Annotated in this window: 16 protein-coding genes; 7 read left to right on the top strand and 9 right to left on the bottom strand. The window is 55.5% G+C overall.

Translation table 11 applies throughout. The features are described 5' to 3' along the window. Positions 1–21: 21 nt before the first annotated feature. The 6 genes from BLU75_RS26430 to BLU75_RS26455 all read right to left on the bottom strand — a co-directional run bounded on the left by BLU75_RS26430 (position 22) and on the right by BLU75_RS26455 (position 5,792). A complete protein-coding gene (locus tag BLU75_RS26430; protein WP_111770004.1) occupies positions 22–414 on the bottom strand; it encodes an NTP transferase domain-containing protein in 393 nt (130 codons plus the stop codon). 6 nt (positions 415–420) lie between these two features. Further along, positions 421–1,401: a GTP 3',8-cyclase MoaA gene (locus BLU75_RS26435; RefSeq protein WP_084379793.1), complete on the bottom strand. Its 981-nt coding sequence runs from the start codon at positions 1,399–1,401 to the stop codon at positions 421–423. Continuing rightward, entirely contained in the window at positions 1,391–2,374 is a 984-nt protein-coding gene (locus BLU75_RS26440; protein ID WP_084379794.1) for an XdhC family protein, read from the bottom strand. The genes BLU75_RS26435 and BLU75_RS26440 overlap by 11 nt, the downstream gene beginning before the upstream one ends. A gap of 2 nt (positions 2,375–2,376) precedes the next feature. After that, complete coding sequence (locus BLU75_RS26445) at positions 2,377–4,554, bottom strand: xanthine dehydrogenase family protein molybdopterin-binding subunit (protein WP_084379795.1); 2,178 nt, start codon at positions 4,552–4,554, stop codon at positions 2,377–2,379. Positions 4,555–4,571: 17 nt separating this feature from the next. After that, a complete protein-coding gene (locus tag BLU75_RS26450) occupies positions 4,572–5,030 on the bottom strand; it encodes a (2Fe-2S)-binding protein (protein WP_084379796.1) in 459 nt (152 codons plus the stop codon). Between the two features lie 144 nt (positions 5,031–5,174). Continuing rightward, positions 5,175–5,792, bottom strand: a complete 618-nt coding sequence (locus BLU75_RS26455) for a hypothetical protein (protein WP_084379797.1) — start codon at positions 5,790–5,792, stop codon at positions 5,175–5,177. 476 nt (positions 5,793–6,268) lie between these two features. Between BLU75_RS26455 and BLU75_RS26460 the strand changes: the two genes are divergently transcribed. From BLU75_RS26460 to tnpC, 5 genes are all read left to right on the top strand, one after another. Beyond that, the gene (locus BLU75_RS26460) at positions 6,269–7,327 is read left to right on the top strand and encodes an AraC family transcriptional regulator (RefSeq protein ID WP_231982595.1); all 1,059 of its coding nucleotides are present in this window, start codon (positions 6,269–6,271) and stop codon (positions 7,325–7,327) included. Between the two features lie 47 nt (positions 7,328–7,374). Next, positions 7,375–8,118: a low temperature requirement protein A gene (locus tag BLU75_RS26465; protein ID WP_090221596.1), complete on the top strand. Its 744-nt coding sequence runs from the start codon at positions 7,375–7,377 to the stop codon at positions 8,116–8,118. A 74-nt stretch (positions 8,119–8,192) separates the two neighbouring features. After that, the gene (gene tnpA, locus BLU75_RS26470; RefSeq protein ID WP_003173944.1) at positions 8,193–8,525 is read left to right on the top strand and encodes an IS66-like element accessory protein TnpA; all 333 of its coding nucleotides are present in this window, start codon (positions 8,193–8,195) and stop codon (positions 8,523–8,525) included. Further along, positions 8,522–8,857, top strand: coding sequence for an IS66 family insertion sequence element accessory protein TnpB (gene tnpB, locus BLU75_RS28050; RefSeq protein ID WP_003177794.1), 336 nt, complete (start codon positions 8,522–8,524; stop codon positions 8,855–8,857). Before tnpA ends, tnpB begins: the two co-directional genes overlap by 4 nt. An 81-nt stretch (positions 8,858–8,938) precedes the next feature. Then, positions 8,939–10,468, top strand: a complete 1,530-nt coding sequence (tnpC, locus tag BLU75_RS26480; RefSeq protein WP_042944682.1) for an IS66 family transposase — start codon at positions 8,939–8,941, stop codon at positions 10,466–10,468. A 17-nt stretch (positions 10,469–10,485) separates the two neighbouring features. Here the strand turns inward: tnpC and BLU75_RS26485 are convergent, their stop codons facing one another. Next, the gene (locus BLU75_RS26485) at positions 10,486–10,944 is read right to left on the bottom strand and encodes a winged helix-turn-helix transcriptional regulator (RefSeq protein ID WP_003429427.1); all 459 of its coding nucleotides are present in this window, start codon (positions 10,942–10,944) and stop codon (positions 10,486–10,488) included. A gap of 129 nt (positions 10,945–11,073) precedes the next feature. On the opposite strand from BLU75_RS26485, the gene BLU75_RS26490 reads away from it, so the two are divergent. Next, complete coding sequence (locus BLU75_RS26490) at positions 11,074–11,988, top strand: aromatic alcohol reductase (RefSeq protein ID WP_231982696.1); 915 nt, start codon at positions 11,074–11,076, stop codon at positions 11,986–11,988. A 317-nt stretch (positions 11,989–12,305) separates the two neighbouring features. Further along, positions 12,306–12,794, top strand: a complete 489-nt coding sequence (locus BLU75_RS26495; protein WP_197676947.1) for a low temperature requirement protein A — start codon at positions 12,306–12,308, stop codon at positions 12,792–12,794. A gap of 472 nt (positions 12,795–13,266) precedes the next feature. On the opposite strand, the gene BLU75_RS26505 is transcribed toward BLU75_RS26495, so the two are convergent. Further along, positions 13,267–13,644, bottom strand: coding sequence for a hypothetical protein (locus tag BLU75_RS26505; RefSeq protein ID WP_197676948.1), 378 nt, complete (start codon positions 13,642–13,644; stop codon positions 13,267–13,269). Between the two features lie 33 nt (positions 13,645–13,677). After that, positions 13,678–14,130 (bottom strand): hypothetical protein, encoded by a 453-nt coding sequence (locus BLU75_RS26510; RefSeq protein ID WP_231982596.1) that lies wholly within the window; start codon positions 14,128–14,130, stop codon positions 13,678–13,680. Positions 14,131–14,220: the final 90 nt, after the last annotated feature.

Raw genomic sequence — 14,220 nt, forward strand, 5'->3', positions numbered from 1 at the left:
AAAACGGATTGGGCCGCGGCTTCAGCACTCGTTGCTGGTGTATCGCTGGTTATCGGTATCATTTAATTCTGGAAGATCTATTGAGTGTGGATGCGCCTGCGGTGCTTTTTTTTCATCACCGCCCTCTATCAGCAAATTTAACGTCCGCCAGAACTGGCTCTTGAATGCGAAGCGAGCCCCTCGCACACCTCCGAAGGTCGGCACGACGACGCGCTCAGGCGAGATCACACCCAGTAGATGGTGCAGACTGTCGCCGCTGATCCAGGGCATGTCATCGAGAAAGATCGCAGTTGACGCCGCCTCCGCATGCTCGATCGCCCGTATGCTGCCTGCCAAGACAGGACCTATTTCCCGTGCAGGAGCGATATGACGTATCACCCTTATTCGAGGTGGTGGTTCGGTTTCAGGAATCATGACGTTTTACCCACCGATGACTTTCATGATCATGACGTCACCCGTGAAATGAGTCGTTTGTTTGTCTATTAGGGCACGTCTCGACAATTCGCGAATACGCGTCAACGCGAGGTCGCGCGGAAGTTCGAGGATATCGCCCAAATAGTGGCTTTGGCTGGAGGAAAGACACCCATGCAGCCACCCGCTGGCACTCAGGCGCACGCGGTTACAGCTGCCGCAGAAGGGTGCGCTAGCGTTGGCGATCACGCCGAAGTAACCTCGTCCCGCTATATCGAATCGCAATGCCGTAGAGCTGTGTGCACTCGGTGCTGCACCGAACGAATGATGCTGACCGATAAGCTCAAGAATCTCGGCCAAACCATAAAACTGCTGGCGGAAAGTTTCATCATCACGCGCCAGGTGCCCCATGCGCATCAATTCGATGAAGCGCAATTCCATCCCCCGCGCCAGACAGTATTCAAGCAGGGGCAGGATCTGATCATGATTGTGCCCACGAAGCGGCACCATGTTGATTTTCACCTGCAAACCGGCCGCCAAGGCCCGGTCAATACCTTCGAGAACCGTGGCTAAATCCCCGCCGCGGGCGATGCGCTGGAAAGCCTCAGCATCCAAGGTGTCGAGTGAAATGTTGATACGCTTGACGCCGGCCTCCAGTAATAGTGGGAGCTTGCGCGACAGCAATTGCCCGTTGCTGGTCAGCGATACATCTTCGAAGCCGAGCCGTCGTACTGCCTTCATGAAACCATCGAACAGAGGGCTGATCAGAGGCTCGCCACCGGTAATCCTTAGACGCTCTAGTGGGTTTACCGTTTTCAGGTATTCCACTGCCAGTAATAACTTGTCTAGCGGCAAGCTGTCGTCGCGAGCCTGCAGACGTTTGCCATCAGCCACGCAATAGATGCAAGCGTAGTTGCATGCACTGGTCAGGCTAACGCGTAAGTTGCCCAGACGACGTCCCTGCGCATCAACGATCGATTCAGAGGGCATCGCGCGACCGCCCACGCTGGACTCGGATAATATCTGCCATCACTGCCAGAGCGATCTCAGCAGGCGTCTTGCTGCCCAAGGACAGACCTATCGGCATGTGCAGTCGAGCAATTTGCTCGTCGCTTAATCCCCCGATACGGCGCAGACGCTCCGCGCGCAGTTTAGAGGTTTGCAACGAACCCATGACGCCGATGTAAAAGGCCGAAGTGCATACAGCCTCCATCATTGCCAAGTCGTCGATACGCGGATCATGAGTAAGGGCGACAACGGCGGTGGCTGCATGACATCCGCCAGCACTGATGAACAACGACGGCAAAATAGGTTTAACCTCTATACCTGGTAGCTCAACACCCTCAAAGACTTCCTCCCTGGGGTCGCAGAGGACGACTTCGAAACCAAGTGTGCGGGCAAATTCTGCGCATGCCACCGATACCGGCGACATGCCTGCGATGATCAGGCGTGCAGCCGGACCGATCCGCAGTTGTACGATTTCACGCTCAGTCAACTCGACCACCCGAGGACCTAGGCCATCATCGACCTCGAAGCGGGCTTCACCGCTGCTCAGGTTGACGCATCGCAGTAAATGGCGCTGCCCACGCAATGTCGATTGCATGATCTCCAGCTGATCCAGTGTCGTCGAGTTGGCCGGCAGACGCTCGATCAGCACTTTCAATATGCCACCGCAAGGCAGCGTGATTCGCGAATCTTGTGGCCCGTCCTGCGCATCGCCGTAACGCACGATCTGAATACGGTCCTCGAATTGGCCGTCCTGCAGGCGTTCGAGGAAGTTCTCCTCGACGCAGCCACCGGACAGCGAACCGACATGGCGTCCGTCGCTGCGGGCAGCCAGCCAGGAGCCGGGCCCCCGCGGCGATGATCCGAACGTGGCGAGCACTGTGCACAGCCAAACAGTTTCCCCATTCCGGGACCAGGTCAGTGCTTGCTCAATGACCTGCAAATCCAAGTGTTGCATGGTCAAACCGACAATTGATTGCTGATAGGCAGGCGTCGGATACGCTTGCCGGTTGCCGCTGCCAGTGCGTTCACCAACGCCGGAGCGAGTGGCGCTACAGGCGGCTCACCGATACCAGTTGGTGGGTTTGCCGAAGGCACAATATGTACCTCTACCTTAGGCATGTTATAGATGCGCAACGGCTCGTTGTTGTGGAAGTTGGATTGATCAATCTTTCCGTCGGTCAAGGTGATTGCTTCGTGCATGGCGGCTGAGAGAGCAAAACCAATCGAACCCTCGACCTGAGCACGGATTACATCCGGATTGACTGCAATGCCGCACTCCACCGAGCAGACCACACGGTCCACTTTGAATTGACCATCGCTTTGCACCGTGACTTCGGCCACTTGTGCTACCACCGAACCAAAGGCTTCGTGTAGAGCCACTCCGCGACCTCGGCGCTCACCCTGCTTGCCTGCTGCCAACGGCTTGTCCCACCCCGCCTTCTGCGCCACCAACTTAAGGGTTTCTATATGACGTGAATGCCCTTCAAGCATTGCAAGCCGCCAGGCCACCGGATCCTGCCCAGCCATCTGCGCTAGCTCGTCGAAGAAACACTCAGTGGAAAAGGCGTTATGGGAGTGCCCCACTACCCGCCACCACTGTATGGGTACCGGGATATCGCTAGGGGTATGCAGATCAACGCGCAGATTGGGGATTCGGTAAGGAAGCGTCGACCCTCCCTCCACTGAGGTGGAATCGATACCATCCTTGATGAAGGCAGCAAATGGTGATCCCGCGAACACGGATTGACCAACCAATCGGTGCTGCCAGGCGACCAGTTTGCCTTGGTCATCCAGCCCCGCAGTCAGGCGATGATGGTACATAGGTCTGTAGTGGCCGGCCTGCATGTCGTCTTCGCGCAACCACACCAGTTTTACCGGGGCTTTTCCACCGATAGCTTTGACGATATGGGCATTTTCCAGAACGTAATCAGCATCTTTACTCGCCCGCCGGCCGAAACTGCCGCCAGCGTATAGCGTGTGGACCCGAACCTGCTCCGGCTCCAGACCGAACAGGTCTGCCAATACGGACTGGACTTGTGACTGCATCTGCGCGCCATGCCAGGTTTCGCAACCGTACTTAGTCAAAGCGACCACGCAGTTCATCGGTTCCATGGCCGAATGGGCAAGAAAGGGAAAGTCGTACTCCGCTTCCAGCGTACGTGTGGCACTCGCAAGACCGGTTTTGACATCACCGTCGTTGCGGACAACCGTGCCCTCAGTTTTGGCTAACTCGCGGTAGCGTTGGAACAACTGCTCCGTACTCTGCTTGAAGGCGCTGCTCTCGTCCCACTGGATCGTTACTGCGTCACGCCCCTTCTTTGCGCTCCAGGTATCTTTCGCCACAACAGCCACGCCGCTGGGGATCTGCACCACATGCACCACTCCGGGCATGGCCAGCGCCGCCTTGGCATCAAAGGATTTCACCTTGGCGCCAATGCGCGGCGGATGAGCAACCACAGCCGTAAGCATCCCGGGCAAGTGAATGTCCTGGGTGTAGATCGCCTTGCCATTGACCTTGTCAGCCGAGTCTTTACGCGCCAACTGCTGCCGGCCGATCAGTTTGAATGCACTAGGATCCTTGAGCTTGACTTCGGCCGGCACCGGCTGCTCGGAGGCTAGCTTGGCCAGTTGACCGAATGTCGCCTGCTTACCTGACGCAGCATGTCGCAGTACGCCATCTACCACTTCGATTTCCTGCGCCGGCACCTTCCACAGCCAAGCGGCCGCCGACACCAGCATGGCACGAGCAGTAGCGCCGGCCTTGCGCAGCTGTTCCCAGGAGTTGGCGATGGAGCTACTGCCACCGGTGCCCTGAATACCCAGTAGCGAATTGTTGTAGCGCGACTCTGCTGGGGCGCTTTCAACACGAACTTGCGCCCAGTCCGCATCCAACTCCTCTGCGACCAGAGTGGCCAGACCAGTGTAAGCACCTTGTCCCATCTCCAAGTGTTTAGAGATAACGGTGACGACATTGTCTTCGCCGATGCGCAGGAATGCGTTGGGCTCGAACGTTCCCTCCTTACCTGCGCGCGCGGTGCCCTCAGCCAGCGACCAAGGCAAATAGACGGCCAAAGTTAGGCCTGCCGTACCCTGGAGGAAACGGCGGCGACTTTCGTTCTCGATAGACCGGATCATATTTATTACCTCGGTGCTCAAGCCAGGGACTTGGCAGCATCATGGATGGCCGCGCGAATGCGTACATAGGTTGCGCAGCGACAGACGTTGCCACCCATTGTTCGATCAATGTCGGTATCTGAAGGCGAACGATTGGCTTGTAGCAACGCCACCGCACTCATGATCTGACCTGACTGGCAGTAACCGCACTGCACTACGTCAAGCCGTTGCCAGGCTTCCTGGACCACCTTACCTGTAGGGGTTTCGCCGACACCTTCGATAGTGACGATCTTGGCCTCGACTGCAGCCGACACAGGGGTGACGCAAGAGCGCACGGGCTGGCCATTAAGGTGAACAGTGCAGGCCCCACACAGCGACATGCCGCAGCCGAACTTGGTACCAGTAAGCTGCAAACTATCGCGTAGCACCCACAGCAAAGGCGTATCGGGGGCAACGTCGACACGCAGGTCCTTGTTATTGATATTAAGCGTGATCATGAAATCCTCCGACCCGTAGATGATCTATTGGCTGGCGCCAGGCCAACCTTGCGAAGCGTTTACCCGAAGGCTGTTTAAAGGACGAACGCCAAGCGCTCGCAGACCGCTCGCCAAAAAACGTTTGGCAGAACATCAATAAGGCCATCATTCGGGACAAGGCTGACCAGCAGCACCCCACACGGTCATGTCCTGCACGTGCGTATCGAAACTACCAGGCGGTGTAGAGCGCCCTGGTCCGGGAACCCAGGCCCAGGGAATAAAACCTTTTATCTTGGCATCATGATGCAGGTGCTCAACTAGGCCAGCGGCATCACGGCCCCCATTACGCTTGGGGTCGCGCAACTGCGTGCAAATTTCGGCGCCGGTCTTTTCGAACCACTCAAAAGCTACTGGGGCGAGCTGCCACGGAAGCCCTACGTGTGGCGGCATATGGGGGGCTACGTTTGGTGTATCCGAACTTGCGTGACAAGCCACGCAAGACACTGTTTCAGCGCCTATACGCGAGTCTCCGGCGTGGATATTCATGCCGTGCGGGCGGGTCTTGTTTTCACCGGAGATGGTCCACATCGGAATATTGTTGGGACCAACGTGACAGTTGGCGCAGCGCGGGTGAGTCACCACGGCTTCAATCCGCTGCCAAGCCTTTAACCCCTCGGCTTTACTGACACTACCTGCCGGAGGCATGGAACTGCCTGCGCTGTCAGCCAGTGCCGTGCCCGAAATGGGCAATGCCAGTAGTAATGCGATCAGTCCTATTTTCATTGTAAAGGCCCTTCAGGCGAACTCACGGTGTTGGACAGACGGCTTGGTGGATGCTTTCTCCAGAACATGCCTGGTTATTCAGGCGGCATCTTTGCGCCGCTTGCGATTGATCTGAGACAGCAATGGATAACCCACGCCGCGATTTCTGATCGCGCAGTCACCACTTTGTTGTCCAAACAGATGCTTCAGATTAGGTGAGCAAGGTCTCGACCGTTTGCACAAAAGTTATGATTACTTGCCCGATTAAACAGATTCAGCAAATTTGGACGAGGGAGGTGAATGATCTAGCGACGCTGGACGTCCAGGCAGCTCTGGTCGCGGCATGGCTTGCATCTTGTGGGCTGCACTACAACCGTGCCGCTCTTGCCTGATTCTTAGATTTTTTTACCTAAAAAGATGGAAATTTCAGCGGGCTGCAACTTCCAGTTGCGCCTGCTGCTACCATTTGCCGTTTGGATATCTCAGGAAATCACCAAATGCAGGGCGATCAGGGATCTAAAAACGCATATGTCCCTCAAGCAGCAGAGTTGTCGGCCGCGATTCAACGCTTTGCCAACACTGACGGCGATTTCACTACAGCGCTTCCCGCACTGACGATGCATCGCCGTCATGGCGTTAGCGAGCCGATGCCTTGCATCTATAACCTAGGGATAGGTCTCATTACCCAGGGCTACAAGCACATCATGGTCGGCGACAAGTTGCATAATTACGGGCCAGGCCAATTGATGCTATCGACCTTCGACATGCCAGTGACCGCCCATGTCACGCGGGCATCTCGCAGCGAACCACTGCTGGGTATGATGCTGAAGCTGGACATTCGCCAGGTTGCGCAAGTGGCATATGAGATGGAGCTGCCATCTTCGCCCGAGACCGCCTATGAGCCGATCTCTGTCCACAAGCTGGAGCCTGCTTTACTCGATGCGTTTTTGCGATTAGTACGGCTACTGGACGAGCCGCAATTGGTAAGCCAACTTGCACCACTGATTCAGCAAGAAATCGTCGTCCGTTTGTTAGCTGGCCCCCAAGGAACCCAACTTCGCCACATCATTGCCGATGGCACTCCGCGCCAGCGAATGGCCCAAACGCTCTCCTGGCTTAGGAAGAATTTTAAACAAGCCTTGAATCTAGATGACCTGGCCGCACACGCGCACATGACGCCGTCGACGTTTCGACAGCACTTTCGCGACATCACAGGTATGAGTCCTCTGCAGTTCCAAAAGCAAATGCGCTTGCAAGAGGCTCGGCAATTGATGCTAAACCAAGCTTTCGACGCTGGCGAAGCCAGTAATCTTGTCGGTTACGAAAGCGCCTCCCAATTCAGCCGTGAATATAAGCGACTGTTTGGTGCCCCCCCCCTTCACGTGATATTCGTCGAATGCGTCTTGAGACGGGTGGGGCTGAGTAAAGGATTTCTCATACCAACCTATTGGTGGCGTTATACGCGGGAAACGAAAACACTTATGTGGGTCGCTGAGAACATAAATTTTGAAACCACCTTTGATACATGGCGCTTGCCAACGAGGGATCACGTATGAGCACATCGGCGTCTGTTACTAAGGCTCTTCAACATCACCTACGACGTATGTCCGGTCGCGATCCGCAGGAAACACACCGTGTTGCTTCGTCTCTCGAATTGTTGTTCGACCTGACCTTTGCGACCTGCTTTGCGTTCGCGGCTACCCAGCTTGCACATGCTTTAGCCGCGGGCCACTACTCCACCGCATTAATCGGATTCGGGTTCGCGAGCTTTTGCATCTGTTGGGCATGGACCAATTTCTCGTGGTTTGCATCAGCCTACGATACTGATGATTGGATTTTCCGCATCGCGACTATGGTGCAAATGGCTGGTGTGCTGGTACTTGCGATCGGTTTACCTCGACTGTTCTCTTCGTTAGAGCAGGGCCAGCATTTGGACGCCTCAGTCATGGTGCTGGGCTACGTGATCATGCGCGTTGCGATGATATTTCAGTGGTTGCGCGCGGCGAAGCAGGACCCTTCAAGACGCCGCGCTTGCATCACTTATGCTGTCTCGATCGCGGTTGCGCAACTCGGCTGGATTGCACTTTTCTTTTTTCCTCTTTCAATCGACGTCACTATCACGCTGTTTTTTTTGTGGTTTCTAGTCGAATTTGCCGGTCCGATATTCGCGGAACGCAGGGACGGTGGTACGCCCTGGCACGCAGAGCACATTTCAGAACGCTACAGTCTGTTCGCAATTATTGCGCTGGGCGAAGGATTGGTGGGGACAGTGGCAGCCCTATCTGCCGAGATGGAGCATGTGGGCTGGACGTTGGAAAGTAACCGTCCGAGCAACACATCTTCCTGATGCCATCGGTTAAGGCGATGGTGTCCACCTAAATTTAAGTGGACACCATTTTTAGCCTTTTTAAGCGGACGCCCATGCCACAAGAACGCCGTTCCTATTCCAAGTCCTTCAAGGCCCAGGTCATTACTGAGTGCGCCCATCCTGACACTTCAATTGCCAATGTCGCCTTGACCCACAACCTCAATGCAAACCTCGTCCATAAATGGATTCGGGTGCATGCGCAGAAAAACCTGGCACTGCAAACTGCCTTCATCCCGGTCAAGACTTCGCCGCCGGTGCCGATGCATCAGGCCCTTCCTGCCACGATCCGAATCGAAGTGCCGCATCCAAAAGGTGTAGTCGTGGTGAGTTGGCCAGCAGAAAATGCAGCGGCGTGTTCTGCTTTCCTACGAGACCTGCTGCGATGATCCGCGTCGATTCCATCTGGCTCGCCACCGAGCCCATGGACATGCGCGCCGGCACTGAAACCGCGCTCGCACGAGTCGTGGCGGTGTTCGGTGCGGCGAAGCCGCACTGTGCCTATCTGTTCGCCAACCGCCGCGCCAATCGAATGAAAGTGCTGGTGCATGACGGCGTGGGGATTTGGCTTGCCGCCCGGCGTTTGAATCAAGGACGCTTCTTCTGGCCGGGTGTGCGACACGGCTCCGAAGTTGAGTTGGATGCCGAGCAACTTCAGGCCCTGGTGCTCGGTTTACCTTGGCAGCGCGTCGGTGCAGGCGGAATCATCTCGATGCTTTAACATCTGCCATGGCGTGCTTGCCAGCGCAATTGGCCCATCAGTCTATCGTCGCCATCAGCCCTCTCTGGCAAAATCGGCGGCATGACTTTGCATCCAAATCTCGATCAATTAAACCCTGAACAACTGCGTGCCCTGGCGGCGCAGTTGATCCAGCGCGTCGAGACAATGGACAAGCAAATCACTCATCACAAGTCGGTCAACGAGAAACTGGCCCACGAGATCGCGCTGCTCAAACGCTTCAAGTTTGCCAAGCGCAGCGAGCAGTTGAGCCCGGATCAAGCCAGCCTGCTCGACGACTTGATCGATACGGATATCGCCGCTATCGAAGCCGAACTTGAGGCGCTGCAACCGGCACCTGTCGAAGCCAAAGTGCGCCAGCAACCCAAGCGCGCACCGCTGCCACCGCAGTTTCCTCGCACACTGATCCATCACGAACCGGACAACAGCCACTGCCAGTGCGGCTGCGCCCTCAAGCGCATCGGCGAAGACGCCAGCGAAAAGCTCGACTACACGCCCGGCGTATTCACCGTCGAGCGTCACATCCGTGGAAAGTGGGCCTGCGAGCAGTGTGAAACGCTAATCCAGGCGCCGGTACCGGCGCACGTCATCGACAAAGGCGTCCCGACCGCAGGCCTGCTGGCCCACATCATGGTGGCCAAGTTCGCCGACCATCTGCCGCTGTATCGCCAAGAGAAAATCTTCGGCCGCGCCGGGCTGCCCATCGCCCGTTCGACACTGGCGCAGTGGGTGGGTCAAACCGGCGTACAACTGCAACCGCTCGTGGAAGCACTGCGCGAGGCAGTGCTGGCCCAGCGAGTCGTCCATGCCGATGAAACACCCGTGCAGATGCTGGCACCGGGTGAAAAGAAAACGCACCGAGCGTATGTCTGGGCCTACTGCACGACACCATTCTCGGCACTGAAGGCGGTAGTCTACGACTTCAGCCCGAGCCGTGCTGGCGAACATGCGCGCAACTTCCTGGGCACTTGGAACGGCAAGCTGGTCTGCGATGGCTTCGCAGGCTACAAGGCCGGCTTCGAAGGGGGCATCACCGAAATCGGCTGCATGGCCCATGCTCGCCGCAAGTTCTTCGACCTGCATGTGGCGAACAAAAGCCAACTGGCCGAACAGGCGCTGCACTCAATCGGCGGCCTATACGAGGTTGAACGAAAGGCCAAAGAGATGAGCGATGAAGATCGCTGGCGATTACGTCAAGAAATGGCGATTCCTATCGCGGAGAAGTTGCATGAGTGGATGCTGGCTCAGCGCGAACTTGTGCCCGAGGGCTCGGCCACAGCCAAGGCTCTGGATTACAGCCTGAAACGCTGGGTAGCGCTGACGCGCTACCTCAATGATGGTGCTGTGCCCATCGACAACAATCGGGTCGAAAATACGATCCGGCCTTGGGCCCTTGGCCGTTCGAATTGGCTCTTCGCCGGATCACTGCGCAGCGGTAAACGAGCGGCGGCAATTATGAGCTTGATTCAATCGGCACGCATGAATGGGCATGATCCGTTCGCGTATCTCAAGGATGTACTGACGCGGTTGCCGACACAGAGGGCCAGTGCAATTGACCAATTACTACCGCATCAATGGGCACAGGGCTCCTAACACGCTATGAGCTACATTCAGTCCGACGCGTCTGAATCTAATGGTGTCGATGGAGGTATTTGCCATGCGGGTTTTTTGTCATCCTGACTGTCGAAAATACGCCGCGCCTTGCGGAAATCCTCAACGTTCTCGACAACCCAAGTCCAGATAGGTGACATGCGGATCAACAGTCCCATACCCAGCGGCGTCAGCTCATACTCGACACGTGGCGGAATCTCACCGAACTCCCGCCGAACCACTAGCCCATCCCGCTCCATGGAGCGTAGCGTCTTGGTTAACATCCGCTGAGTCACCCCAGTCATCTGCCTTTTTATTTCGGCATGGCGCATCGTGCCGTAAACCCCCAGGGCATGCAGAATACCTAACGACCAGCGGCTACCTGCGTGAGCAAGCACTTCTCGTCTGACGCCATCATCGTCTTCTCTAAGCGTTCGGCAAATTGTTTCTGCCTGGCTGAGAGCCTCCTGATCGGTCATTTCATTCTCTGGTATCACAGGTGTGCCTTCTTACGAACGTTGCCTAATCGTGCAAGCATTTGTTCATCTTACAGGCAACAGGTCTCAGGAGAAATCATGACCGAAGTGACTCAGCTTTCCCCCTAATCCATTCTCGTTCTAGGCGCCGGTGAGCTTGGGCTGCCGGTTCTGCGCAATCTTGCGCGAGTAGCAAAGCGCGCGCCCGGCTCCACAATCAGCGTCCTGCTCAGGGATTCGACCATCAACACTCAGGTGCCCGAGAAAAAGGTCGAAATCGATGAGCTTCGAGATCTTGGCATCCAGATGGTGGCCGCAGATCTCGTGAATAATTCAATCGATCAGTTGGCTGAAGTGTTCGCACGGTTCGATACCGTAATAGGCTGCGCAGGCATGGTTGCAGGCCGGGAAACCCCGATGAAGCTGGCTACAGCAGCTCTCAAGTCCGGTGTGAAGCGCTACTTTCCTTGGCAGTTTGGTGTCGACTTCGAGGTAATCGGTCGGGGCAGTCCTCAAGATCTGTTCGATGCTCAGCTTGATGTACGCGAATTGCTTCGCGCCCAGGATAAAACTGAATGGGTAATCATCTCGACGGGTATGTTCACCAGCTTTCTATTCGAGCCAGTATTCGAGGTGGTTGACTTCGAAAACGATACCGTGAACGCGCTAGGCAGTCTTGAGACCAGCGTGACGCTCACGACTCCAGAAGACATTGGTGCGTTGACAGCGGAAATTGTTTTCTTCGAACCTCGCTTCCGCGATCAGATTGTGTACCTCTCGGGAGATACAGTGACGTACGGAGAGGTTGCGAGCCTCCTCGAACGTGTACTGGGTCGCCCGTTCAAACGTAACGTGTGGACTGTTCCGTACTTGCTCCAAGAATTGGAGAGAGACCCAACGCATCACATCAAGAAGTACCGCGCTGTGTTCGCCCAGGGCAGAGGCGTGGCCTGGCCTAAAGCAGGCACTTTCAACGCGCAGCAGTCGACTCAAGTCACGACCGCTGAGGAGTGGGCCCGTGCAAATCTGGCAACCTCATCAGCATAAGGGCAGTAGCTGAACGAACGTTCTCGCGCTCGGAGTTGACCTGCTAAAAAGCTCCTCAGTCTGATAATGGGCGCTGATAACCGAAGCTAAGGCGCGGAGAATGGGTCTGGTAATCCAAGACGACCGAATCTTTATCTTATCCGCACCATCTGCCGAGGTCTGAGGCGTCCCACTTCACTATCTATTGAGTTTTCTAAGCGCGAATTCCGAACCACGGTGACTTAACCAAGCGCTTACTAAAGCCTTGCAAATGAGCGTGGTTTTGAGGAGCACGGGGGAGAATGGTGTGGTCAAGGTGTGTCTGCCGGACGCTTACGTTGGAAACGGCACTGGCCTGCGTTGCAGGTGTCGGAATCACGTTTGGAATGTGGTGGGTGTATTCCATTCTGCCGTCGGCTAACGTGTTGCACGCGTATCGCTCACGCGCTTTCGTATGGAGCTATGGCCAAATACTGATCATCGCCTCCATTGTTGCAACGGGTGAGGGACTGGACGTCGCAGCGAACTTTATCGAGAACAAAGCACACATTGGAGTGCTCCCCGCTCTGCTCGCCACAGCCATTCCGCTTGCGATCTTTCTTGGGTTAATTTACGCGCTTCATTATTTTCTAGTGCGCCACTTTGACCTACTGCACGTATGGCTCTTGCTAGCGACCGTTGTGGTCATCGCGATTGCGATTGGCGCAGCTATGTTGGGCATGAGTATCGTAGTGTGCCTGGTCGTGCTCATGTTCGCGCCGATCATCACGGTGGTAGGTTACGAGGTTCTAGGACATCGTCATCAGGGTGAAATGCTTACTCACTGACGATCTACTGCTTCTATATATGTCGGATTTACCGAAAGTAGGTGCTGAATAGTATCTTCACGGCTGCGCGGAGCGATGAGTGTTCTCTACGAACCCAGGCCCCATTCTGCGTCAGAAGACTCAAAAAAAAACTGAGGGGCTAGCCCATTTACTGGGTTAGCTCTTCAGGCTTTTTGAATTGTTATTCGGGCTCGTCCTACCGTAATTCTTGAATGTTACTCTTTGCTACAGAAGTTCTTAGCTTCTATTACGTCTTGAATCAGGTTTCCCCATCTACTTTGCTGAAGCTCCGTCGGTGAGTACTTCTTCTCCAAATTTCTGAAAATACATTGGCAAACGGCTTTGGTCCCTCCGCTGTGTACGCAGCCAGAAAGGAATTCGCCTCTGGCGTGCGAATTCTCATCGGAACAACCCGCTAGAATTACCAATGTAATGATCGCGCTGAGTTTCACTGGTAGGCAGACTTTGAGCATCAGCGCAGCACCATGGCACCACCGAAGAATACGCCCACACACAAGCCAAGCACTTGCGGACCAACCGCCCAAAACACCTTGATCCAAATTAGGCTCAGGATGCCACCATTGGTGAAGACTGCATCTGGATGAGCGAATTTACGGATCGCATCACCGGCCATGGCACCCAGCCAGCCCAAAATCGCGCCGACCAGAACGGCCACGCATTTAGCAAACCAGCCTGCGCTCAATACCATGGACGAGGTATTGAAGGTCACACTCACTATTGCAAACACCGCCGCTGCTACACCCCAGCCAATCATGGCTGGGCTGACGCTGCTTGTACTACGGTCTTCTTCGTTGACGCCGCTCTGTGGGTTTTCGCCTTGTTGAGACACGTGATTCTCCTTTTGTGATGATTGGCGGATCAGTTACCAGGCAGCCAAGCAGCTGTTGTTTTCGTCGTTCAGAGCTGGCAATACCGCCTTAAGGTTCTCAGTGGGTAGGTTGAAGACTTTGCCTTGAGCGCTGAACTGCAACCGATTGGCGTTGCGCAAGGCCCCCCAGAACTCATGAGTGAAGATGCTGCTGCAGGCACGACAGTCTGTGTAAAACGGGTTATGGAAGGTTTTTCCATCCACGATGAGGTCAAAACCTCGTCCGTCTTCTGAGCTATACCCCCGGCCATTTACGGTGGCGCTGGCTGAGACATAGCGGTCGTCATCACTGGGGCATGCAATCACTAATTCGTTGCCGTTACCGTCGTCGACGGCATATTCGGTGGTGCCCATCGCCCAGCCCGTGGTCCAGGTATTGGTTCCGGCAGAGGCGCTGTTCGCGGCCAGGCAGCTAAACGCCACCATCAGTAGGGTTTTCGTATTCATGGATGTTCCTTATCGAGTGGTGTTGATATGTGACTTTAAGATGAATAACAACCTTTTAGGGTGATTTTCAACTTTTAATGTTCTTCATGT

The organism is Pseudomonas mucidolens, from assembly GCF_900106045.1.
GTDB classification, from domain to species: Bacteria; Pseudomonadota; Gammaproteobacteria; order Pseudomonadales; family Pseudomonadaceae; genus Aquipseudomonas; species Aquipseudomonas mucidolens.